Genomic DNA, 21814 nt, shown 5'->3' with positions numbered 1-21814 from the left:
GCGCGGCGGCGTCCGAGCCTCTCTATCTCGCGGGTCCGGGTTCTCTATCTCGGCGTCAGGAGGACGCGCGGCCCTTCGCGATGTCCAGCATCTCCTCGCGCGGCACGACCTTGATCCGCTCGCGGCCGTGCGGCTCGCCCAGCGACTTCTCGTGCTCGTCGAGCAGCACGAACTCGTCCCACTCGACGACGTCGACGCCGCGGTCGGCGAGGAAGTCCAGCACGGCCTGCGGGTCCGCCTGCGTGGCAGTGCGGCCGGCCGCGAGGTCGCCGGTCGCGACGTCGCCGCCGTCGCCCACGCCCGTGACGTCCTCCACGAGGTGGCGGATCGTCTCGGACGCGTCCGACTTGGTGTGGCCGATGAGGCCGACCGGGCCGCGCTTGATCCAGCCGGTGGCGTAGACGCCGGGCAGGTGCTCGCCGTCGAGGTCGACGACGCGGCCCTCGCGGTTGGAGATGACGCCCTTGAGCTCGTCGAAGGGGATCTCCGCCAGCGGCGAGCCGAAGTAGCCGACGGCGCGGTAGACGGCCTGGACCGGCCAGTCGTGGAACTCGCCCGTGCCCTTGACGGTGCCGTCGCCCTGCAGGGCGGTGCGCTCGGTGCGCAGCCCCACCACCTTGCCGTCGGAGCCGAGGATCTCGGCCGGCGCGTGCAGGAAGTGCAGGTGCAGGCGACGGGACGCCTTCTGCGTCGACGGGTCGACGAGCGTCCAGTCCGTGAGCGTCTTGACGACCTGCTTGGTCTGGTTGGACGACTCGACGGCGGCCATCGAGCCCTCGTCGAAGTCGTAGTCCTCGGGGTAGACGACGATGTCGACGTCCGGCACGTGGCCGAGCTCGCGCAGCTCCAGCGGGGAGAACTTCACCTGCGCCGGGCCGCGGCGGGCGAAGACGTGCACGTCCGTGACCGGCGAGGCCTTGAGGATGTCGTAGACGTTGGCGGGGATCTCGGTGGGCAGCAGGTCGTCCGCGTGCTTGGCGAGGATGCGCGCGACGTCGAGCGCGACGTTCCCGGCGCCCAGCACGGCGACCTCCTTGGCCTCGAGCGGCCAGGTGCGCGGCACGTCGGGGTGCCCGTCGTACCAGGACACAAAGTCCGCGGCGCCGTACGAGCCGTCGAGGTCGATGCCGGGGATCGGCAGCTCGTGGTCCTTGATCGCGCCGGTGGAGAAGATCACCGCGTCGTAGAACTGGCGCAGGTCGTCGAGCTTGAGGTCGACGCCGTAGTCCACGTTGCCCAGCAGGCGGACGTCGCCGCGGCCCAGCACGCGGTGCAGGGCGGTGATGATCTGCTTGATGCGCGGGTGGTCCGGGGCGACGCCGTAGCGCACGAGGCCGAACGGCGCGGGCAGGCGTTCGAAGAGGTCGATGCTCACGTCGAGGTCGGTCTTCGACAGGATGTCCGCGGCGTAGATGCCGGCGGGGCCTGCGCCGACGATCGCGACGCGCAGAGGTCGGATGCTGCTCACTGCGGGGTACGCCTTCCGGATCGGGGATGCGTGGCGTTCGATTCTAGGAGGATTCTCCTGCGATCGGGTGAGGCTTACCTCACCTGTCAGGGTCCAGCCTTACCCAGGATGCCACAACCGTCTCACCGGATGAACGCATCGTCTCGCCCAACGGTCCTGCGTGCCTCGGGCACACGTACCGTCTCGCAGACAGACGTCGAGGGGCGGTCCGTCGAGACGGACCACCCCTCGATCGTCCGGCTGGTGCCGGTACGCCGACCGACGTCAGCCGCGGATGCCCTGCGCCAGCTGCGAGTCCGCGTCCGACAGCGTCTGCGCGGCCTGCTCCAGGAACGACGCCATGCCCTCGAGGCCCTCGATGGCCTGCGTGGTGCCGGTCGTGAACTCCTCGTACGACGTCTGGAACGCACCCGACGCCTGGTCGGTCACGAAGCCGGAGGACACGAGGTTGTTCACCTGGGTCTGCAGGTTGTGCAGGATGTCGGTCATCTGCTGCTGACCGTTGCGCAGCTGACCCGCCTGCGTCCGCAGCTCGTCGTACGTGACGTTCATGTTCGCCATGAGAACTCCTCAGCTCGTGCGTGGTTTCGGCCGGCCCCCTACGGCCGATCCGTCGTCGGTGACGACCCTAGCGGGCGCTCGGAGCACGCGTCGATGGGGAGGACTCCCCATCGACGGCGTCGCGGGGCGTCCACCGCCGGAAGTCCTTGCGCAGCGCGCGGGCCACGAGCACGACAGAGAGCAGCACGAGCACGACCGCGAGGGCCAGGCAGGCCACCCGCACGGGATCCGCGATGTCGCGCGACGCCCAGACGAAGAGCAGCACCCAGCCGAGCCCTGCCGGCAGCGCGGCGAGGAACGTCGGCATCTCCAGCGACCAGCCCGCCATGTACCACTTCATGAGGCCGTCCGTGAACCGGCTGGGGCGGAGCGGCTTGAGGGACAGCGCCACGGTGCCGATCGTCGGCGGCCCCAGGGAGGTTCCGCGCGGGGCGTGCGTCGTGTGCGAGAGCCGCTCCCCGGCGTACGAGGGACGCAGCGCCCGGAACGCGTACGTGAAGCACAGGAGGGCCAGCGGCCAGGCCATCGTCGGCAGGTAGAAGGACGCCGCCGGGCCCATCACCGCCGCCAGGATCGGGACGACCACCAGCACGAGCATCACCCAGCCGAAGACCGGCGTCTCCCCCAGCACCTGGCCGAGGATGATCTCGTCGTCCAGGGCCACGTAGACGATCGCCCCCGGAGCGAGCAGCACGGCGACGAGCCAGAGCAGCACCCACGCCCAGGCGAGGCAGAAGTAGCCGACCGGACGCCACAGGAGCGCCGCCCGCGACGGCGGGGCCCCCCGCCCGGATCCCTCGGCGGTCCTCGCTTCGGACAGCGACATGCCCGGCACCTCCAGCTCGGTCGTCTCTTCGGTCGGTCCCGGTCGACCCGTCGGACGGCCGCGGCGCACCGCCGGCCCCGGTCCCCTCCGGTGGGCCAGCACAGTACCGACAACCCCGGGCGGCAGGCCACCACGGACCGCGCGGTGCCCTACAGTCGGTCAGGCACCGTGCGGGTGCACCCCTGCGACGACCGAGAGGCTTCGATGGCAACCGAGAGAGCCACTGCTCGCGTGGACTGGCTGGTGGACGGGAGCCGCAGCGGGCGCGCGATCGTCACGGCCCCGGGCCGGACGGATGTCGGGGACGCCGTCGTCCGGGTCGACGCCGCGCTGGACGGGTTCGCCGGCCCGGTGCCCGGGTGGTTCCGTGGGCTCGAGCGCCTGGGCTTCTGGTGGTACGTGATCTGCGTCGTCGTCGGCGTCGGGATCACCCTCGCCGTCGGCCCGGCCTCCGTCGTCTGGCGGGTCGCCTCCGGCGTCACCCTCGGGCTGATCCTCGCCCCGGTGAGCCTGGTGCTGCTGCGCGCCCTCGCGCGCGGCCGGTCCCGCGCCGACGGAGCGGCGAGCCCGGCGCAGGCTCTCGCGGACGCCGCGGCGCACGCCCGGCCCGTCAACGGGGAGATCGTGATGCAGGTCCGCACGGTCCTGGGCCGCGACGCCGGCCGCGCGGACGCGGTGCACCGCATGGCCTGGCGCGCGGCGGGGGGCGACGCGTCGGCCCGCAAGGAGCTGGAGGCGGCATGGGAGGCCGCCGCGCCCGACGCCGCGGCGGCCCGGGCGGAGAAGGTCGCCCGCCTCCAGGCGGAGATCGACGCCGACAAGGCGCGCGGGCAGGACCGCGGGCGGGCGTGACCCGCCCCGCGCGCGCCGTCAGACCCTGCCGGGCTCCTCGATCTGAGCGGGCGAGTCCCGGTCGACCTGGTCCTGGTCTTGGTCGCCGTCGTGGTCCTGCGGCTCCGGGAAGCCCAGCGAGTCGATGATCTCGTTGAACAGCAGGGCGAAAGGCTCCGCCTGCGGCACGTTCGGGACGTTGGCGCGGGCCAGCAGCACCCGGGAGCCGTCCGGGTAGGGCACGAAGTACTCGAGCCGCAGCGTGAGCATCTCCTCCTCGCCGACCTGCTGCGAGCCCACCTCGTACCGACGGCCGAACGGCCCGTAGCGGGCGTCGCCCAGCTCGAGGCCCTCGTAAGCGGTCTCGAGGGCTCCCGCACGGTCGCCGGACGCCGCCTGCTCGCGCGCCGCCTTCGGCCAGTCCTCGTCGCGGAACAGCAGCGCCGCGGGGAAGGGCACGCCCGGCAGGATCTCGAGCGACATGAAGTAGGTGTGCACGCCGATCTGGACCGCGTCGCGCGCCGACGCGACGAGGTCCTGCACCGTCTCCCGGCGCACGCGGGCCAGGCGGTCCGCGTTCCCCGCCTGGCGCTTCACCAGTCGCTTGACGTGCTCGACCGTCCGCTTCGGGTCGTCGAGCGGGATCCGCGTCCAGGAGCCGGGCAGGACGATGCGCAGCCCCTCCGGCGCCATCCGGACCTGCCGCGTCATGCCGTCGCCCCAGTCGTCACGTCCAACCCCTCCACCAGCCCGACGGCCGCGCTCGCCAGGTCCTCGAACACGCCGACGCTCGCGGCGATCACGGTGATGTCGACCATGTCCGGCGACCCCGGCGGGAAGACCCCCAGGTGGACGCGCTCCTCCAGGTGCACGCCGGCCACGTCCTCGTCCTGCGGCAGGTGCCCGATGAGGAAGTGCGCGCCCCGCACCGCGCCGGCGGGCACCGTGGCCTCGACGGCCTGCTGCCCCATGACCTGTGCGTCGTCGAGCCCCTCCGCCACATGGGCGAGCTGCTCGTCGTACGTGTCCGGCGCCAGCCGACGCCCGAGGACCATCGTGAGCATGGCCTGGACGAAGCCCGCCACCGGGCTCTCCACCAGCACCGCCGTGCTCGCCCCCGTGACCCCGGTGGCGTCCACGCTGGTCCTGACCATGGTCAGGCGCGCCGCGAGATCGTCCGCGGTCCCGTCGGGCACGTCGTGACCGGCCAGGATCGCGTGCGCCGTCTCCTGCGCCCAGCCGGGCTCCACCGGGCCGGAGGGCAGCACGTGCCAGCCCTCCGGCAGGCCGATGCCGAACTCGGTGATCGGTCCGCTCATCGCACGCTCCCGGGTCAGACGATCGAGTCGAGCTGGCCTGCCCAGTCGACGACCTTGCTCGGCATCTGGGCAATGTTGACGTAGGGGCCGTTCGTGACCGGGCCCGCGACCCCCACGGACGACTCGTACTGCTTCCAGCCGTCCTCGCCGCTGAACGCCTTGGCGAAACCGTCGCCCGCCTTGTAGGCGTTCGCGCCGAAGTCGACGAGGTTCATCGTCACCGCCGCGCCGACCAGCCCGTCCGCGTTGTGGTAGAGCACCGGGTTGCGCAGCAGGTCGCTGCTGCCGCCGAACGGGCTCTTCAGGGGGAAGACGAACGCCTCCTTGCCCGCGCGCGACAGGCCCTCCATGAACGTCAGGTTCCCTGCCTTGCGGAGCTCGAACATCTCCGCCATCGCGTCGGAGCGCTGGAACGGGGACTTGAGGACCGACTTCATGCTGAGCAGGTTGTCGGCGTTGTTCGCCATGGCCCGGGCGTCCGTGATCATCTGCAGGCCGTCGTCCACGTTGCCGGCGAGCCGGGTCGCGAGGCGGGTCTGCGAGTTCGTCAGGTTCGCCGCCTTGGTGATCGCGCGCGCCTTGGCGACGTCCGTGAGCGTGCCGGCGAGCTTGCCGCCGAAGAGGCCCGCGACCCCCAGCCCGACGCCGAGCAGCAGGCCACCCCAGCCGATCTCCCCCTTGGCGAACTGCACGATCGTCTCCAGGATCGTGAGGATCGAGCCGATGGCGGCCAGCACCAGCAGCACCTGGCCGAGGACCGGGACCCAGGACAGGAAGATCGCCAGGATGCCGGCGACGTCGCAGATGATCTTGAAGACCTTGTACAGGGACGCGGCGACGTGCTTGATCTTGTCCCAGGTGCTGTCCTCGAGGCCGTTCACCTTGTCCCCGGTGACGACCTCGTCGATCTTGTCCTTCGCCGTGCGGGCGGCGGAGTCCTTGGCGCTCTTGGCAGACTCCCACTGCCCTTGCCAGTAGCTGAGCGACTGCTCGAGGTCGGAGACGCGATCGTTCGCCGCCGTCAGGTCGTCGTTGGCCTCGTCGACGTCGGCGTCGGAGGCGTCGTCCCGCAGGCCGTCCTTGTGGTACTGCGCGTTGTTCGCGGCGATGCGGGCCCCGTTGAGCTCGGACTCGTACTCGGCGATCTTCGTCGCCGCCGTGTCGGAGTCGGAGATGGCCGTGTCGAGGGGCCCGGCGTAGTCGACGAGGGCCTCACCCGTGTAGCGGTACCGGTCGGTCGCCTTGGTGATGTCCTCGCGGACGTCGGAGGCCAGCGACTTCGTCGCGTCCATCGACTTCGCCGTCGTGCTCGCGTCGTCCACGATCTTGTCGAGCGTGGCCTTCGCGCGGTTGATGGCGTCGGCGATCTCCTGGTACTTCTCGCCCTTGGTCCGGACGAGAGTCGGCTCGCCGTCGAGCTTCTGCCACTGCGCGTCAGACACTGGTGGCCCCCTTGTACTCCGTGGCGTCCGCAGCCTTCTCCTCGAGCGCCTTGGCGAGCTCGGTGTCGACCTCGGTGAACGTGTCCACGATCTGCTTGATGATGCCCTGCAGCTTGACGACGTTCTCGGTCATCTCCTCGCGCTTGATGCGCCACTTGTCCGCGAAGTCCTGGACCTTGTCGCGCAGCTCGTCGTGACCGGTCGCGTCGGCGGCCGCCTCCGAGTTGTCGTCGGCCCCCTCGAACTCTTCCTTGATCGTCTTCAGATCCTCGGCAAGAGTGCGCAACTCTTCCATGTTGATGGACAGGTCGTACCCGGCCACAGCTCCCCCTCGTCGTCACGCAGCTCGTCGTCATGCCGCCGGGCAGCACCGTAGCCGAGCGCTCCGGCGCCGGTCGATGGGGAGGTCTCCCCATCGACCCCGGCGCCGCTCACTCGTCCAGCACCAGCGGCAGCTGCACCCGCGTGTGCTTGCCGCGCGCGATCCAGGCGCCGCGGCCGACGGGGAACTCCCCCTTGCCCGCGCGGGGCAGCGACGTCTTGAGGATCGTGTCGCCGTCGAGGTTCTCGGGCTGCAGGATGAGGCCGCGGCGCCCGTTCTTCACCTCGCCGAGCAGCGGCCAGGTGGCGGCCCAGCCGGCCGTCTCCGCCTCGGCGACCAGGAGATGGTCGCTGTTGCGGATCGCCTTGGTGAGGTCCTGGATCGGCTTGTCCGCCGGGGACTGCAGGTACTCGTTGATGCCCTCGACGAGCACGACGATGCCGGGGTCGACGTCCTCGTCCTGGACGGCCGCCAGCAGGTCCGTGGCGAGCGCCTTGACCTTCTCCACGCCCGTGGCCACCTCGGTCCAGGGCAACTTGTCCGCGATCGCCGACCGGCCCTGCGCGAACAGGTACAGCCGCGCGTCCGGGTTGGCGCGCAGCACCGCCCGGCCGATCGCGACCAGCGCGTTGCTGCGCCCCGACCCGGGAGGGCCGGCGACGACCATCGTGCCGCTCGGCTCGAAGGCCACGGGGCCCAGCGTGATGCCGTCGAGGCCGAGCACCGGCTGGCCGTCCACCTGCGGCGGCAGCTCGCCCGCCGCGTACTCGGTGGGCAGCACCCGCACCTCTGGGGCGGGCCGCACCCCCGCCTGCAGCATCGACTGACCCAGCTTCTCCGTGGCCGCGGCCTGCGCGGAGACCGACGTCGTGCCGCCGATGACGGCGACCTGCACCTCGAGCCCGTCCAGCAGCGCCCGCCCGTTCGGCGAGTCGGCGGTGATGACATCGCGGGGCGCGTTGAACGCCAGGTACCCGTCGTCGGTCATCCGCAGCAGCAGGTTCCGCTGCACCATCGAGCGCACGTACGTCGGCACGGCGCCGGACCGGTCGGCGGTGAACACCACGTGCATGCCCAGCGCGCGGCCGTCGTTGAGGATGTCCCGGAAGACGTCGAACCACTCGGCGCGGCCGGCGCCCACCTCGAAGTCGTCGCGGAAGCCGGGGAACCCGTCGACCAGCAGCAGGATGCGCGGCACGTCGGCGCGGCCGGTGAGCTGCCGGTACTCGGTGACGCTCGACGCCGACACGGCGGCGAACGCCTCGCCGCGGCGCTGCAGCTCGTCGCGCAGCATCCGCATGAGCCCGACGACGCGCTCGACGTCGTCCCCGCGGGCGATCGTGCCGACGTGCGGCAGCGCGGACAGCATCCGCAGCGCCCCGGCCGCGAAGTCCAGCCCGTAGACGTGGACCGGGCCGCCGCGCGGCGTGATGCCCGCCGCCGCGGCCAGCGTGCGCAGCGCGGTGCTCTTGCCGGCCCCGCCCGTGCCGTAGACGCCGAGGTGGCCGTCCACGTCGGGCACGAAGTACACCGGCCGCTGGGCCTGCTGCTCCGGGATGTCCGCGACGCCGATCAGCAGCTCGGTGTCCGTGCGCTGGTGCAGCCGCGTCAGGTCGTACGCGTCCGCCATGGAGTCGAGCCACGGGCGCCGCGGCGCGGGCAGGCGGCCCGCCTCGAACGCCTCGGTGACGCGGGCCACCAGCCGCTGCTGGTCGTTGGGGCCGAGGTCCACGTCGTCGTCGACGACCGCGGCGGGGTCGACCGGCTCCTCCCACCGCTCCTCGCGGCCGAAGTGCAGGCCCGCCACCTCGATCGCGGCGCGCTCGGGCTCGCGGGTGCTCCACGCGCCCGCGTAGCCGGACTGGAAGGCCTGCAGCCGTCCCGGCCCGGTCTTCACGACGCCGCGCCCCGGGATGGCCGGGTCGATGTGCGCCGCGTCCTTGATGTCGACGACGTCGCTGGAGTCCGACTCGTCGGCCATGCGCAGCGCCACGCGCAGGTTGGTGTTGGCGCGCAGGTTGTCCTTGATGACGCCCGCGGGCCGCTGCGTGGCCATGATGAGGTGGATCCCCAGCGAGCGGCCGCGCTGCGCGACGTCGACGACGCCGTCGACGAACTCGGGCACGTCGCCCACCAGCGCCGCGAACTCGTCGATGACGATGACCAGCGCCGGCGGGGTCTCCGGGTCGCCCCGCTTCTCCAGCTCGAGCAGGTCCTTGACCTTCTTGCGGTTGAACAGGTGCTCGCGGTGGTGCAGCTCGGCGCGCAGCGACGTGAGCGCCCGCAGCACGAGGTGCTGCGAGAGGTCCGTGACCAGGCCGACGCAGTGCGGCAGCTGCACGCAGTCCGCGAACGCCGACCCGCCCTTGTAGTCGACGAACAGGAACGTCACGCGGTCCGGGCTGTACTCCGCCGCCATCGCGAGCACCCACGCCTGCAGGAACTCGGACTTGCCCGCGCCGGTCGTCCCGCCCACGAGCGCGTGCGGCCCCTGCGTGCGCAGGTCGAGGTGCTGGGCGTCCAGACCGGCCGAGCCGACGATGGCGCGCAGCGACCCCGCACGCTTGCGCGGCGCCGCCTGGGTGCGGTCGTAGACGGACAGGTTCTGCCGCCAGCGCTCCAGCACGGCGTGCGGGTCCTCGAACAGCTCGTGACCCAGCAGCGCCGGCATCGTCACCGAGCGCGGCAGGTCCGACGAGTCCGCGACGATCGCGCCCGCGTCGAACACCGGGGCGAGCCGGCGGCCGTAGTCCAGTGCGGTCGCGGCGTCGACCTCCTCCAGCTCGACGTCGTCCACCCAGCGCCCGAGGCGCACCATGCCCACGCGCGGGCCGTGCTCCCCCAGGTCGACGAAGGTGCGGCACGCGGCGGGCAGGTAGGCCGTGTCCGCGGAGATCCACAGCGGGTACACGCCCGCGTCCGGCCCCTGCTCGGCGAGCTGCACCAGTCGCGCGCGGTCCACGTCGATGTCGTCGGAGATCACGACGACGACCGCGGGCACGGGCGACCTCGTGCCGGCCTCCGCCTTCTTGCCGCCGACCTCGGCGCCCCGCTCGAGTGCCGCGTCGTCCTCGTCGATCGCGCCGCGCCGCTGGGCGCCGCCGCGGGCCGCCCGCAGGCGCGTGGTGACGAGCTCCTCCAGCTCGGCGACCAGGCGCGCCGCGCCGCTCGCCGAGTCCGCGAGGTGGTGCCCCTCGACCGGGCTCTGCGGCGAGGAGGTGTGCGGGATCCACGTGAGCCACTGCAGGTGCCGCGTCCACACCGGGCTCACCATGCCGGTGACGACCAGCTCCGACGGCGAGTGCAGGCCCGTGAGCTGCAGCAGCACGGCGTTGAGGCTGCCCGCCACCGCGGCGGGCGGGCCGGCGAAGCCGAGCGCGCCGGCGTCGTAGAGGTTCTCCACCACGGGCACGCCCGAGACGTTCGCGTGCCGGTCCACGACCGCGTCCAGGCGCTCCTGGTACTCCTTGATGAGCGCGCCCTTGGCCGTGTCCTTCACCGTGTTGCGCGACGGCATCGTGCCGATGCCGAAGCGCACGTTGAGGAAGCTCCAGTGCTCCGGGCGGCGCGTCCACAGCATGGGGCCGTGCCGCATCGCCTCGGCGAAGACGTGCTGCGTGGCCGGCGCCTCGCGCAGGCGTACCGAGCGCTCCGTCTCCTCCTCGCCGCCGAGCGCGTCGCGCAGCGCGTCGAGCCGCTCCTCGAACCGCGCGATGTCGCGCTCCTTGCGCTTCTTGGTCTGCCGGTTCCGCGTGAGGTAGTTGCCGATCAGCATGATCGGCGACAGCGCGATGAACACCAGGCCCATGGGACCGCGGCCCATGGCGAGCATGAAACCGCCCATGAGCACAGGCGCCAGCATGGCCAGGAGCGGGAACGGCTGCGGCTCGGTCTCGCTCGGCACGTCGGGCGACTCGAACTCCTCGCCCCGGTAGCGCGCCTCGACCCGCGGCGACCGGGTGAACGGCACCGGGCCCGCCTTCGGCGCCACGCCGGACAGGGTCTGCGGCCGCCGGCGCTCGATCGTCATCACCGTGTCGCCGACGGTGACCCGCTGGCTGCCCTCGACGCGCAGCCGCTGCACGTGGTCGCCGTCGACCAGGAGGCCGTTCGCCGAGCCCAGGTCGACGACGTCGACGACGTCAGAGACGTCGAGCCGCAGGTGGCGCTTCGACACGAGGGGGTCGCTGAGCACGACGTCGCAGCCCGGCGCCCGGCCGAGCGTCCAGCTCCCCTCCGGCAGGTCGATCACGCCGCCGTCCGCGAACCGCAGCGAGGCACGCACGTCACGGGACGGCTGGTAGTCGAAACCCGGCCGGTCCAGGTCGACGACGGCCACCTCGGCGCCGGAGCCGATCCACGCCTCGCCGAGCGCGGCGTCGGCCGGCAGGCGGGTGGGTCGGTCCTGGCCGGGCAGCCGGGCCTCGAGTGTCCGGCGGCCCGCGCCGGCGGCGCCCGTGCCGCCCGGGTCGACGCGGGCGAGGGTCGACGCCACCTCGCCGATGGTCGCGCCCGCGTCCGCGGTGATGACGACGTCGTCGTGCGTGGTGTCGGGGCGCCGGAGCGTCACCTTGACGCGCATCGCTCTCCTCGGGTCGTTCGATCAGGACTGGTTCTGTCTGGCTGTGGGTGGCGCCGGCCGGCCCGGCCGGCTCAGCCGCGCGGCCCCTTGCGCGCGAGACCGCCCACGAGCGCGGCCACCGCGGCGCCGAGCGCCGCGGAGAGGCCCACGACGCGCCAGGTGGTGGCGTCCGTGAGCACGCGGCCGAGGCCCCGCCAGACGTCGGCCGGGTCGCCCGTGCCCACGCCGTCGCGCAGGAGCCCGACGGTCAGGACCACGACGAGCGCGACGGCGCCCGCGCCGATCGCGGCGGCCACGGTGAGCCGGCCGACGGGAGCCCGCTCGCCGCTGCCGCTCACGAGGCGTCCTTCGGGTCGTCGTCGGCGACGTCGAGCAGCGGCAGGTCCTCGGCGGTGACGAGACGCGAGGCCACGGCGTACTCGACGAGCCGGGCGCGACGGTTGGTCGCGAGCCCGCCCGAGCCGCCCCGGAGCCCCTTGACCCCGACCCGGTCGAGCTTCTCGCACACGTTGTCGAGCTTGCGGTTGAACCGGGTCGTCGTCCACCCGAGGCGCGCCGCGGCCTCCGCCGACGACGGGAGCTCGGACAGCCCCGTGCCGTCGCGGCGCAGCATCGGCTCGCACAGCGCGACGACGAGCTGCCGCTGGCTCAGGGTGAACGGGATCATCCCGATCGTGGTGGCGCCGCCCTCCGGCTCCTCGGAGCGGATCTCCGCGTAGGGGGCGGGGCTGAGGCGGGCCAGCACCTCGTAGGTGGTGGGGCCGGCGGTGAACACGATCGACGTCGACGGGAAGACGATCGGCAACGACGTCCCCGGCGAGAGCCAGGACTGCACGCCCCCGGCCGCGTCGCAGACCGTCGCGGACAGGCGCGCACCCACGTTCCCCAGCCACCACAGCCCCGCGACGTGCGTGAGCTGCAGGAACCGCCGGTGCAGGTACGGGTTGTCGTCCAGCGCGAGGTCGCCCTCGCGCCCGATCTCGAAGACGGCGTCGGGATCGGGCCGGAACCACTCCCCCGCGAACTCCACGGCGAGGTCGCTCACGGGACGCACATCCCTTGCGGCTCGATCGAGAACGCCCCCTGGCGCACGATGACGACCTCGACGCAGGTCTCCCCGGCGTCCGCCTTGTCGACGGTGACGGTGGGCTCCTTCACCTGCTGGTAGTGGGCCTCCTCCAGGGCCTTCGGCTCCCGCCAGCCGTACGTGTCGCCGTCGACCGGGTCGGGGTTGGTCCACGTGAACACGACCTTGTCGCCCGTGACCTTGCCCTCGAGCTCCGTCACGGCGGGCACCAGCCCGCCCAGGTTGTCCGCCGGCGGCGCGGGGTCGTCGCCGGCCCCGGCGGCGACGGGCGTCGGGTCGTCGCCCGGCTGCGGGGCGGCGTCGGGCCACAGCACCACGGAGAGCGTGATCCCGAGGGCCGCCACCACCGCGACCAGCCCGACGACGAGCCCCGTGGAGGCCCGGCCTCGGCGGGGCGCCTCCGGCGCGGCGGGCGCGGGAGCCGCCACCGCGCCGACCTGCCCGGCGGCGGGCGCGGACGGCACCATCGACCGGTGGACGGTGTCCCCGAGGTCGTCGGCCAGCGCGCCCTGCATCCCGGCGGTCGTGGTGGGCGCCGGGGCCGAGGCGGCCCACGACCCCGAAGACGTGGCCGCGGGCGCCGACGTGACCAGACCCCCGGAGGCCGCGGCGGGCCCGCGGGGGTCCACCGAGACGACCTCGCGCAGGCGGGTGCCGACCTCGTCCTCGTCACCGGGATCGGGCGCGCCGCCGTCGTCGTCGCGCACCTGGCCGCGGTCGTCCAGGAGGTCGATCGGCGTGACGGCGAACGACAGGTCCGTCTGCACCGCCTGCAGCGCGCGGGCGAACGCGAGCGCGGTCGGGTACCGCGCGTCCGGGTTCTTCGCCATCGCCGTGCCGAGCACGCGCTCGAGCGCGGCCGGGACGTCGTTGCGCCCCGTGGGCTGCAGCGGCGCCGACTCGATCCGTGCCACGAGGTCCGCGCTGGAGTTCGACCCGCCCGGGACCTCGAACGGGGTCCGCGACGCGAGGAGGGAGTAGGTCGTGGCCGCGAGGCCCCAGACGTCGGTCGCCACCGACGTGCGCGGTGGCTCGGCGAACGACTCGGGCGGCGACCAGGGGATCGACATGCCCTCGGCCAGGCCGGCGTCGTCGAGCGTGGAGGAGATGCCGAAGTCCGTGAGCGCGGGGTGCCCGTACTCCGTGACGAGGATGTTGGCGGGCTTGATGTCCCGGTGGAGGATGCCCGCGCGGTGCGAGGTCTCGACCGCTCCCGCGACCTGGACGGCGATCCGCAGCACGTCGGGCACGCTGAGCCGCTCGCTGCGGTACCGGGCGCCCAGGTTGGGCCGCGAGCAGTACTCCATCGCGAGGAACGGGCGGCCGTCCGCGGCGACGTCGGCCTCGTACATCGTCACGATGGACGGATGGGTCGAGAGCGTGGCCATGAGGTCGGCCTCGGCCTCGAACGCCTCCCGCTGCCCCTCGTTCGTCCACTCGTGCAGCAGGACCTTGACGGCCACGCGACGGCGCGGCCGGCGCTGCTGGTAGAGGAAGACGTCGGAGAAGCCACCCGAGCCGATGAGCGAGACGTACTCGAACCCCTCGATCTCGGGCGGCGGGGACGGCGGACGCTTGCGGCTCACTCAGAGGATCCCTTCGAAGGTCAGGGTCACACCGTCGCCCAGGTCGACCACGTCGCGCGAGACGACCAGGACCGGCTCGCCCGGGTGCAGCCGCAGCGGCGGCTGCCCCGCCCGCAGCAGCGTGGTGCCGTTGGTGGTGCTCATGTCGCTGACGAGCACGTGCCAGCCCTCGAGCCGGACCTCCACGTGGGAGCGCGAGATGTCCTGCTGCGGGCTCGGGACGGTGACGAGCCGGGGCAGGTCGTCGCCCGTGGCCCGGGGCGACCGCGGACGGCGGCCGACGACGACGGGCCGGTCCAGCGTGACGCGCGGCCCGCCCGAGACGCCCATGACGCCCAGCGCGGGGCGCGGAACCTGCCGCGCGTCGCCCACGAGCGACTGCCCGCAGACGGCGCAGTCGTCCCGCTGCGGCGGGTTGGGGTGCCCCGTCGTGCACGAGCGCGCCAGGATCATCGGGCGGCCCGGCTGCGGCGCCGGGGCGAACGACGGGCCCGGCCCCGCGGGCGCGAGGTCCGGCGTCGCCCCGGCCGCGGCCTGCGCACCTGCGGCGGCCCGCAGGTCCGCGATGGCGGACGAGAGCACGGTGCTGCCGTCGACCTCCTCCGCGCCCGCGGGGTCGACGGCCGGGACGGGACCGGAGGTCGCGCTGTCGGTCACGGTGCCGGGAATGGTGGCGGACGGCGCGATCGTCTCCGGCGACGGGCCGACGGCCCCGTCGGTCGCCGCCGCGTCGCCGGACGCCGGCACGGCCGCGGGCTCCGGGGCGGCATCGCCCTGGGCGGCTTGGCCCTCCGGGGCGTCGTCGTGGTCGCCGGACCCCGCGGGCTCACCTGCCGTGGCGGGCGCGTCGGCGGGCGCGTCGGCGTCCTCGTCGTCGTCCTCGTCCGGCGGTCGCACCGCCGCGGCCTCGACGGCGCGGTGCACGGTCGAGCCCCACAGGTGGCCGTAGCCGGTGGTCTCCTCCACGGGAGCCTCGTCCGCGGCGTCGCCGGCCTCCTCGGCACCCGCGGCGGGCGGGTCGGTCGCCGGGCGCGGCACGTCGCCGGCGGTCACCGCCGGGCCGGGCGCGACGGTCGCCTCCGGGGCGATCGTCGACTCGGGAGCGATGGTCGCCTCGGGGGCGTCCGCGCCGTCGGGGAGCCCTGGCACCGAGGCCACGGGCGACGGGACGGCGGCCGGTCCGGGCGACGGCGTCGCGGCGGGCGCGTCGGCCGGCGGGGCGAGGTCGGCGTCCTCCCAGGGCTCGGGCACCGGCTCGGCCCGGCGTGCCGGCGCCGCGGGCAGCGCGTCGTCGGTGAGGCGGGCGCCGACCGAGCGCACGAGGACCACCCCGGCGTCCAGCGGGAGGGCTCGAGCGTCGACGAGGTCGTCCGGCTCGGTCACGCCGACCTGCACGGCGAGGTCGACGACGTCGTCGAACGTCCGCTCCGCCCAGGTCGTCACCCCCTCGCCCGACACGTGGTCGCGCCCGTCGACCCGCGCCACCGTCACGGACGTGGCGCCGCGGCTCGCGACCTGCACGCGCCGGCCGTCCGCGACCGCGATCGCGAAGGGTGGGAGCGAGGCGAGGCTGGCACCGAACGACCCCGTGAGCACCTCGAGCACCGGCACCACGCCGGCCTGCTCCCCCAGGGCCGTCCACAGCTCCTCGACGAGCTCCGGCGTCACCTTCTCCGGCAGCACGACGACGGCGCCGCCGCGCACCACCGCGTACGCCGGTCCGATCACGTAGCGCACGGTCACGTCAGGGCCCCCTTCCACGGCGACCGCCGGGGCACCGTGTCCTCGTCGTCGTGGTCGGCGCGCCCGTCCCGGGGCGCCGTGAGCTCCAGGGCGTCCGTCAGCCCCGTGGCGTCCACCACGAGCACCGTGATGTTATCCCGGCCACCCGCCGCCAGGGCCTCGCCGACCAGCCGCTCCGCGGCCGACTGCGGGTCCGGCTCGAGCATCAGCACCTCGGCCACGCGCCGGTCCGGCAGCTCGGCCGTCAGCCCGTCCGAGCACACCAGCATCCGGTCGCCGGCGCGCACGGGGAGGAACCAGAAGTCGGGCTCCGGGTCGTCGGGCGCACCGAGTGCGCGCGTCACGACGTGCCTCCGGGGATGCGTGAGCGCCTGCTCGGCGGTGATCCGGCCGGCGTCCACGAGCTCCTGGACCTCGGAGTGGTCCACGCTCACCTGCTCCAGCACGCCGTCCGCGGACCGGTACGTCCGGGAGTCGCCGACGTTGACCACGAGCCAGTACGGCTCGCCGCCCTGGTCGGTCAGCGCCACACCGGAGAGCGTGGTGCCGGCACCGCGGCCGGGCGCCGTCTCGATGGCCCGCACGGCGTCGTGCGCCGCGCGCACGCGACACCGCACCTCCTGCACGCCCACGACCTCCGAGCTCCCGAGCGGCGCGAGCGCCTCGACCGCGGCCGAGCTCGCGACCTCGCCGGCGTCGTGCCCGCCCATCCCGTCGGCGACGAAGAAGACGGAACCGCGGGCGAGGTAGGAGTCCTCGTTGAGCGTGCGTCGAGCGCCCTGGTGCGTCGCCGCGCCCCAGAGCAGCCCGAGCCTGACCGCCGGCGTCGTCATGCTCCGGCGTCCTGCCCGACGACGGTGAGCCGCCGCTCGCCCGCCTGGACGACCCAGCCGGCGGCGACCGTCACCGGCCGGCCGGCCACCAGCTCCTGCACCTGGCCGCCCGGCGCGATGACCGCGCTGCCGTTCGTGCTGCCGAGGTCCGTGACCTGCAGACCGCCGGCGCTGGGCAGGAGCTCGAGGTGCGTCTTGGACACCGACCGGGTCGGGTCCTCCACGCGCACCAGCGTGGCGGGTGCGCCGCCGTCCTGCTGCGGCTGACGGCCCACGAGCGTGCGCGCCGCGACGTGCACCCGGCGGTTCGGGGCGACCTCGACGACGATCCGCGGCGGCAGGCTCTCGTCGCCCGCGCTGCGCCGGGAGGAGACGCTGAACCGGGTGGCCTCCAGGTCGTCCAGGTCGTCGGCGGGCTCCGGCGCCTCGGGCCGCGCCACGGGGACCGGCGCCGGGTCCGGAGCCGGGACAGGTGCCGGGGCCGGCTCTGCGGGTGCCGGGGCCGGGGCCGGGGCGACGAAGGCGTCCGGCGTGGCGCGGTGCACGGTCTGTGCCTCGACGCCACCCTCCGGCGGGGCGTCGGCCCCGGCCGCGGCTGCGCCCGGGACGCCCGTGATGAGACCGCCCGTCGCCGGCTGCCCCGCCGGGAACGCCCACAGGTCCTCCGGCGCCGGGGCCGACCGCTCGGCGGCCGGGCCGGGCGCGGACGGCGACGCGGGCGCGAAGCTGCGCGGTGACGCGCCGCGGACGTCGCGCACCACGCTGCGGGCGGCCTTGTCGTGCCAGCCCTGCCGGCGCCCGGACGAGTCGAACGTGGGCGACACGAGCACCAGCACCGTCCCGGCCAGCGGCACCACGCCGCACAGGGCCAGCACGAGCCAGCGCAGCAGCCCGCGACCGGCCCCGACCGGGCCGCCGCCGTCCGCGGAGAAGGTCCGGATCCCCAGGACGATGTTGCCGAGCGTCCGGCCCGCCAGCCCGTCCCACAGCGCCAGGCCGGCCCACCCGAGCACGCTCACGGCGGCGCCCACGAGGCTCACCACGAGGTAGGCGCTCGCGGCGTCGCGCACTGCCGCCTCCGCCCCCATCGCGGTGGTCGCCGCCGCCGCGTCCGCGACCCGCGCCGGCAGGCGCACGGCGAGCGCGGTGGCCGCGACGGCGACGCCCGCGACGAGCGAGAGCGCCAGCAGGTCGATCACGTACGCCCCCGCGCGCCGGCCGACACCGGCCAGCGGCGGCTCCGCGGCACCCCGGCGGGCTCCGCCGGCCAGGTCGTCGGGGGCCCGGCGGGTGCGCTCGCGCAGCTCCGGCTCCGTGGTCACCTCCAGGCTCCCGGTGGGCGGGCCCGGCGTCCGGTAGGCCGTCGCCACGGTCGGGGTGCCGCACACCGAGCAGAACGCGCCGCTCTGGCCGCTCGCACCGCACGCGGTGCACGTCGTCGTCATCGATCCTCCTGCCGCCGGGTGCGCCGGGCGCGGTCGTCGCGGCGCCGGGCGCGCGCCATCCTGTCATGCACCGGGCGGACCGCCGCCCTGCCCGCACGCCCCACGGCCGCGGGCACCGCCGCGAGCCAGCGGCGGACGACCGTGCGCACGGACGGCGCGTCGGCGCCGCGCACCGAGCGCAGCGACAGCCGCGCCGCCACCCTCTGCCGCCAGGGCACGCCGGCGCGCATCGTCCCGACGGCGTCGTCCACCTCGGCCCAGAACTGCGCGACCTCCTCGTCGGAGGGCGCGCCCGCACCGAAGACGGTGGCGTCGGCCCGGTGCGCGAGCCGGGTCGTGGTCGGTGCCGCCGTCGGGAGCCGCTCCGCCAGGAGCAGGGCGCTCTCACGGCGCGTCGCGGCCCGCGGCACGCCCGCACCGAGGTCCGTCGCGGCGTCGACGACCTCGCGCCACCCGCCGCTCACGCGGTCGGCGAGCTCGGGGGCGGTGCGCCGCTTCCCGCGGCGGCGGCGCTTGAACCCGAGGATGAGCAGCAGGGGCGCGAGCAGGATCGCGAGGGGTACGGCGACCGCGACGGCGATCATGGCGACCTGGCGCCAGTCGATGGCGGACTGGTCCTCGTCCTGGTCGTCCTCCTCGACGTCGCCCGCCTCCGCCTGCGGCGGCTCCTCGGGCGACTCCGGCGACTCGAGGACCGGGGGCTTCGGCACCTGCTTGGACCGCGGCAGCGGCTCCACCTTGTTGTCCTCGTCCGGGATGACGTCGAACGGCACCCAGCCGTAGCCCTCGAACGGGACCTCGACCCAGGCGTGCACGTCGCCGCCCGTGACGGTGTAGGGCTCACCGGCCGCCACGGCGTCCTTCTCGGGGTAGAAGCCCATGACGACGCGCGCCGGCACCCCGACCCGCTGCGCCATGAGCGCGAACGCGACGGCGAACTGCTCGTCGTCGCCGACCATCTCGTCCTGCGCGAGGAGCGTGTCGATCCGCGCGGCGGAGTGGCCGGGGCGCGACGGCGGCTGGTTCTCCAGGCCGCTCGAGTACACCCCGGTCGCCACCAGCGTGTCGCGGATGTTGACGAGCTTCTCGAACGGCTCGGTGGCGTCGGCGGCGAACTGCGCCGCCATGGCGGGCACGGCGTCCGCCACGTCCTGCGCCTTCGGCAGGTCCACGTCCAGGATCGGCACCGACGCCAGCTCCTCCTCGGACGGCGGCGGCGTGACGATCGCGTCGATCTCGTACGAGTCGCCGGGGCGCAGGCCCGCCGTGGACAGGGCCGTGCCCGAGGTGGAGTTGTAGTACGTGCTGGACGCGAGCTCGGCGGCCCGCTCCCCGGAGAAGCGCACGCCGGCCATCTGCCCGACGTCGGGGAGCCAGACCCCCGAGTAGCCGGTGACCGTCACCTGGACGGGGGTCCGGGTGCCCGGCGCGACGGTGTCGATGACCTCGCCCGCGCGGTTGAACACGCCGGCGGCGCCCCCGCTGGACGCGTCGTAGACGGTACCCGCGTACGCGTCGAGGGTCGCGAGCCGCACGCGCCCGCCCTCCGGCATCCCGGTCACCGTGAAGAGCTCGACGTCCTTGAGGTCCTTCGTGTAGTGACGGAACCCGACGAGGGGGCTCGTGTACTGGTGCAGGTCCAGCGGCGGCGTGATCATCTCGCGCAGCGCGAGCCGCTCGCCGTGCGCCAGCGGCGGCGCGGCCAGCACGGCGACCACCCCGCCGACCGCCAGCAGCACGGCACCGCCGCGCAGCCGCTGCGCCCGCAGGCGCCGCGTGGCCGACCGGCTCGCGTCCGACAGCAGGCGGTTCGCGCCCATGCGGCTCTCCGCGGCCCGCCAGGAGCCCCACAGCAGCCCGACGACCGCAACCACGAGGCCCTGCGCCAGCGGGTACGCCGGCAGGATCGTGCCGAGCAGCGCGACGCCGGCGAACGCCACCACGACCGGGGCCAGGGCCCACGCGGCCAGGCGAGCGCGCCACGCGATCGTCCCCGCCAGCACGCCGGTGAGGAGCAGCAGCAGGTACGGGACCACCGCCAGCTCGGGGAACGACGCGAGCGGCGGGACGGTGGTGACGAAGCTCTTCCACCCGTGCACCGCGCCCAGGGCGAGCTCCTGGAGCGTCGTCAGGGACGGCACGACGCCGCCGATCGCGGTCGCCGGGAGGGCGAGGACGCCACCGAGCAGGAAGTAGGCCACGACGGTCGTCAGCGCCGTCAGGAGCACCGACCAGCGCAGCCAGGCGCCCAGCCACGCGACCAGCAGGCCGACGAGCGCGCCGCCGACGGCCGGCACGAGGTACCCGGTGGTCCCCCAGGCGGGGCCGAAGCCGACGGCCACGGCACCCAGCAGCGCGACCAGCACGAGGCCGTCGACGGCGCCGGCCCCGGTGAGGGCGCGCAGCCGGTCGGCCTCCCGGCCCCTCCCGCGGGTGGTCCCGGCGCGCACCGAGGTGCGCGAGGTCCCGCCGGTGCGCCCGGTGCCGCCCGTGGTGCCGGTGTCCCCCGGAGCGGCGGCGTGCGACGTCCGGTCGTCCGGGCCGGGGGCGGTGCCCTCAGTCATTCATCCTCCGCAGAGCGTTCGGCAGGTCCGGCAGCTCGCCGAGCGTGAGCACCTGCATGTCGGCCACCCGGCCCCGGCTCACCGACGCCCCCGGCACGCACTGCATCGCGACGAGTCGGGCGTCGACGGGCAGGCGCACGGCGGCGGCCCGCAGGTCGGTCGGGGTGACTCGGCTGCCCACGACGACGGCGACGACGGACGCGTCCGTCACGGTCGCCGTCGCGACGCGCGCCACCTCCGCGAGGCTGGTGCGCGCCGGCGTGAGCTCGAGCCGGGTGAGGTCGTCGAGCAGGCGGGTGCGGTGGTCGCCGCGGACGCGGCCCTGCTGCACCAGCACCGTGAGGCCGCCGTCCTCCCGGATGGCCTGCAGGCCCAGGGACCCGCAGACGGACACGGCAAGCTCGAACTCCTCAAGGTCGGCGTAGTCGTCCTCGCGCGTCGACAGGATGACCGCGAGCCGCGAGCGGCGGGTCTCCTCGAACTGCCGCACCATGAGCTGCCCGGTGCGGGCCGTCGACTTCCAGTGGATGTGCCGGCGGTCGTCGCCGGGCACGTAGTCGCGCAGCGCGTGGAACGACACGTCCGAGTCGGAGATGTCGGGGGTGACCCGGCCCTCCAGGTCGTGCAGCAGGCCCGTCGACGAGCCCGACAGCGGAAGCGTCCGCGGGTGCACGAACAGCTCCTCCGGCTCGGTCCAGGTGAGCTCGCGGCGCAGCAGTCCCAGCGGGTCGGCGCGCACCGAGCGCACCGGGCCCAGGGGGATCACGGCGCGGCGGTGGGTCGGGACCGCGAAGATCTCCTCGTGCTCCGCGTCCGGGCGCAGGCGGGGCACCGGGAACGTCGCGATCCCCCGTCCCACCTGCAGCTCCATGACCGCCGGCAGCATGGACCGCGACGAGCCGTTGCGCACCAGCAGGCGCCCGACCGCGCGGTCGCCGACGACGACCCGGCGGGACGCGACGTCGAGCGTGACGTCGTAGCGCAGCCGGCCGAGCACGAACACGACGGCGCCGAGCAGCGCCACCGTCACGGTGACGGCGACGACGGCCCACTCCTCCCAGTGCAGGTCGACGCCAGCCCACCAGGCCGCGGCGGTGAGGGCGAGCACGACCCAGCCGAAGGGCGACACGACCCCCAGCACGGGAGCGACGCGCACCCAGGCGCGCGCGCCGAGGGGGCGGAGGCCGCCCCCCGCGCGCCGGAGG

At 74.5% G+C, this 21814-nt stretch carries 17 protein-coding genes; 1 reads left to right on the top strand and 16 read right to left on the bottom strand.

Features of this window, described 5'->3' with window-relative positions; all coding sequences use genetic code 11:
* Nucleotides 1–55: 55 nt before the first annotated feature.
* From ACFUVW_RS09045 to ACFUVW_RS09035, 3 genes are all read right to left on the bottom strand, one after another.
* Nucleotides 56–1468: an FAD-dependent oxidoreductase gene (locus tag ACFUVW_RS09045; RefSeq protein WP_430570997.1), complete on the bottom strand. Its 1413-nt coding sequence runs from the start codon at nt 1466–1468 to the stop codon at nt 56–58.
* A gap of 264 nt (nt 1469–1732) precedes the next feature.
* A complete protein-coding gene (locus ACFUVW_RS09040) occupies nt 1733–2029 on the bottom strand; it encodes a WXG100 family type VII secretion target (RefSeq protein ID WP_430570996.1) in 297 nt (98 codons plus the stop codon).
* A 67-nt stretch (nt 2030–2096) separates the two neighbouring features.
* Entirely contained in the window at nt 2097–2855 is a 759-nt protein-coding gene (locus tag ACFUVW_RS09035; RefSeq protein WP_430570995.1) for a hypothetical protein, read from the bottom strand.
* A 204-nt stretch (nt 2856–3059) separates the two neighbouring features.
* Between ACFUVW_RS09035 and ACFUVW_RS09030 the strand changes: the two genes are divergently transcribed.
* Nucleotides 3060–3707 carry a hypothetical protein gene (locus tag ACFUVW_RS09030; protein ID WP_430570994.1) on the top strand — a complete coding sequence of 216 codons (648 nt, stop codon included), beginning with the start codon at nt 3060–3062 and terminating at the stop codon, nt 3705–3707.
* Between the two features lie 18 nt (nt 3708–3725).
* Here the strand turns inward: ACFUVW_RS09030 and ACFUVW_RS09025 are convergent, their stop codons facing one another.
* The 13 genes from ACFUVW_RS09025 to ACFUVW_RS08965 all read right to left on the bottom strand — a co-directional run.
* The gene (locus tag ACFUVW_RS09025; RefSeq protein WP_430570993.1) at nt 3726–4397 is read right to left on the bottom strand and encodes a hypothetical protein; all 672 of its coding nucleotides are present in this window, start codon (nt 4395–4397) and stop codon (nt 3726–3728) included.
* Nucleotides 4394–5005, bottom strand: a complete 612-nt coding sequence (locus ACFUVW_RS09020) for a hypothetical protein (RefSeq protein ID WP_430570992.1) — start codon at nt 5003–5005, stop codon at nt 4394–4396. The genes ACFUVW_RS09025 and ACFUVW_RS09020 overlap by 4 nt, the downstream gene beginning before the upstream one ends.
* A gap of 14 nt (nt 5006–5019) precedes the next feature.
* Nucleotides 5020–6447 (bottom strand): hypothetical protein, encoded by a 1428-nt coding sequence (locus ACFUVW_RS09015; protein ID WP_430570991.1) that lies wholly within the window; start codon nt 6445–6447, stop codon nt 5020–5022.
* Nucleotides 6440–6769: a hypothetical protein gene (locus ACFUVW_RS09010; protein WP_430570990.1), complete on the bottom strand. Its 330-nt coding sequence runs from the start codon at nt 6767–6769 to the stop codon at nt 6440–6442. The genes ACFUVW_RS09015 and ACFUVW_RS09010 overlap by 8 nt, the downstream gene beginning before the upstream one ends.
* A gap of 109 nt (nt 6770–6878) precedes the next feature.
* A complete protein-coding gene (locus ACFUVW_RS09005) occupies nt 6879–11351 on the bottom strand; it encodes an FtsK/SpoIIIE domain-containing protein (RefSeq protein ID WP_430570989.1) in 4473 nt (1490 codons plus the stop codon).
* A 71-nt stretch (nt 11352–11422) separates the two neighbouring features.
* Nucleotides 11423–11689: a hypothetical protein gene (locus ACFUVW_RS09000; RefSeq protein ID WP_430570988.1), complete on the bottom strand. Its 267-nt coding sequence runs from the start codon at nt 11687–11689 to the stop codon at nt 11423–11425.
* Nucleotides 11686–12396, bottom strand: coding sequence for a hypothetical protein (locus ACFUVW_RS08995; protein WP_430570987.1), 711 nt, complete (start codon nt 12394–12396; stop codon nt 11686–11688). Before ACFUVW_RS08995 ends, ACFUVW_RS09000 begins: the two co-directional genes overlap by 4 nt.
* Complete coding sequence (locus ACFUVW_RS08990; protein ID WP_430570986.1) at nt 12393–14024, bottom strand: serine/threonine-protein kinase; 1632 nt, start codon at nt 14022–14024, stop codon at nt 12393–12395. Before ACFUVW_RS08990 ends, ACFUVW_RS08995 begins: the two co-directional genes overlap by 4 nt.
* Nucleotides 14025–15767 (bottom strand): hypothetical protein, encoded by a 1743-nt coding sequence (locus ACFUVW_RS08985; RefSeq protein WP_430570985.1) that lies wholly within the window; start codon nt 15765–15767, stop codon nt 14025–14027. It abuts the gene before it with no gap.
* Nucleotides 15764–16600, bottom strand: a complete 837-nt coding sequence (locus ACFUVW_RS08980) for a PP2C family protein-serine/threonine phosphatase (protein WP_430570984.1) — start codon at nt 16598–16600, stop codon at nt 15764–15766. The genes ACFUVW_RS08985 and ACFUVW_RS08980 overlap by 4 nt, the downstream gene beginning before the upstream one ends.
* A complete protein-coding gene (locus tag ACFUVW_RS08975) occupies nt 16597–18045 on the bottom strand; it encodes an RDD family protein (RefSeq protein ID WP_430570983.1) in 1449 nt (482 codons plus the stop codon). The genes ACFUVW_RS08980 and ACFUVW_RS08975 overlap by 4 nt, the downstream gene beginning before the upstream one ends.
* Nucleotides 18042–20609, bottom strand: coding sequence for a transglutaminase domain-containing protein (locus tag ACFUVW_RS08970; protein ID WP_430570982.1), 2568 nt, complete (start codon nt 20607–20609; stop codon nt 18042–18044). Before ACFUVW_RS08970 ends, ACFUVW_RS08975 begins: the two co-directional genes overlap by 4 nt.
* Nucleotides 20602–21814: DUF58 domain-containing protein (locus ACFUVW_RS08965; protein WP_430570981.1), on the bottom strand; the 1213-nt coding region annotated here is incomplete at its 5' end. The genes ACFUVW_RS08970 and ACFUVW_RS08965, both read right to left, overlap by 8 nt.

The organism is Isoptericola sp. NPDC057391, assembly GCF_042668085.1.
GTDB lineage: Bacteria > Actinomycetota > Actinomycetes > Actinomycetales > Cellulomonadaceae > Isoptericola.
Note: the sequence above shows the minus strand (reverse complement) of the source record. Positions and strands in the feature narration are given on the sequence as shown.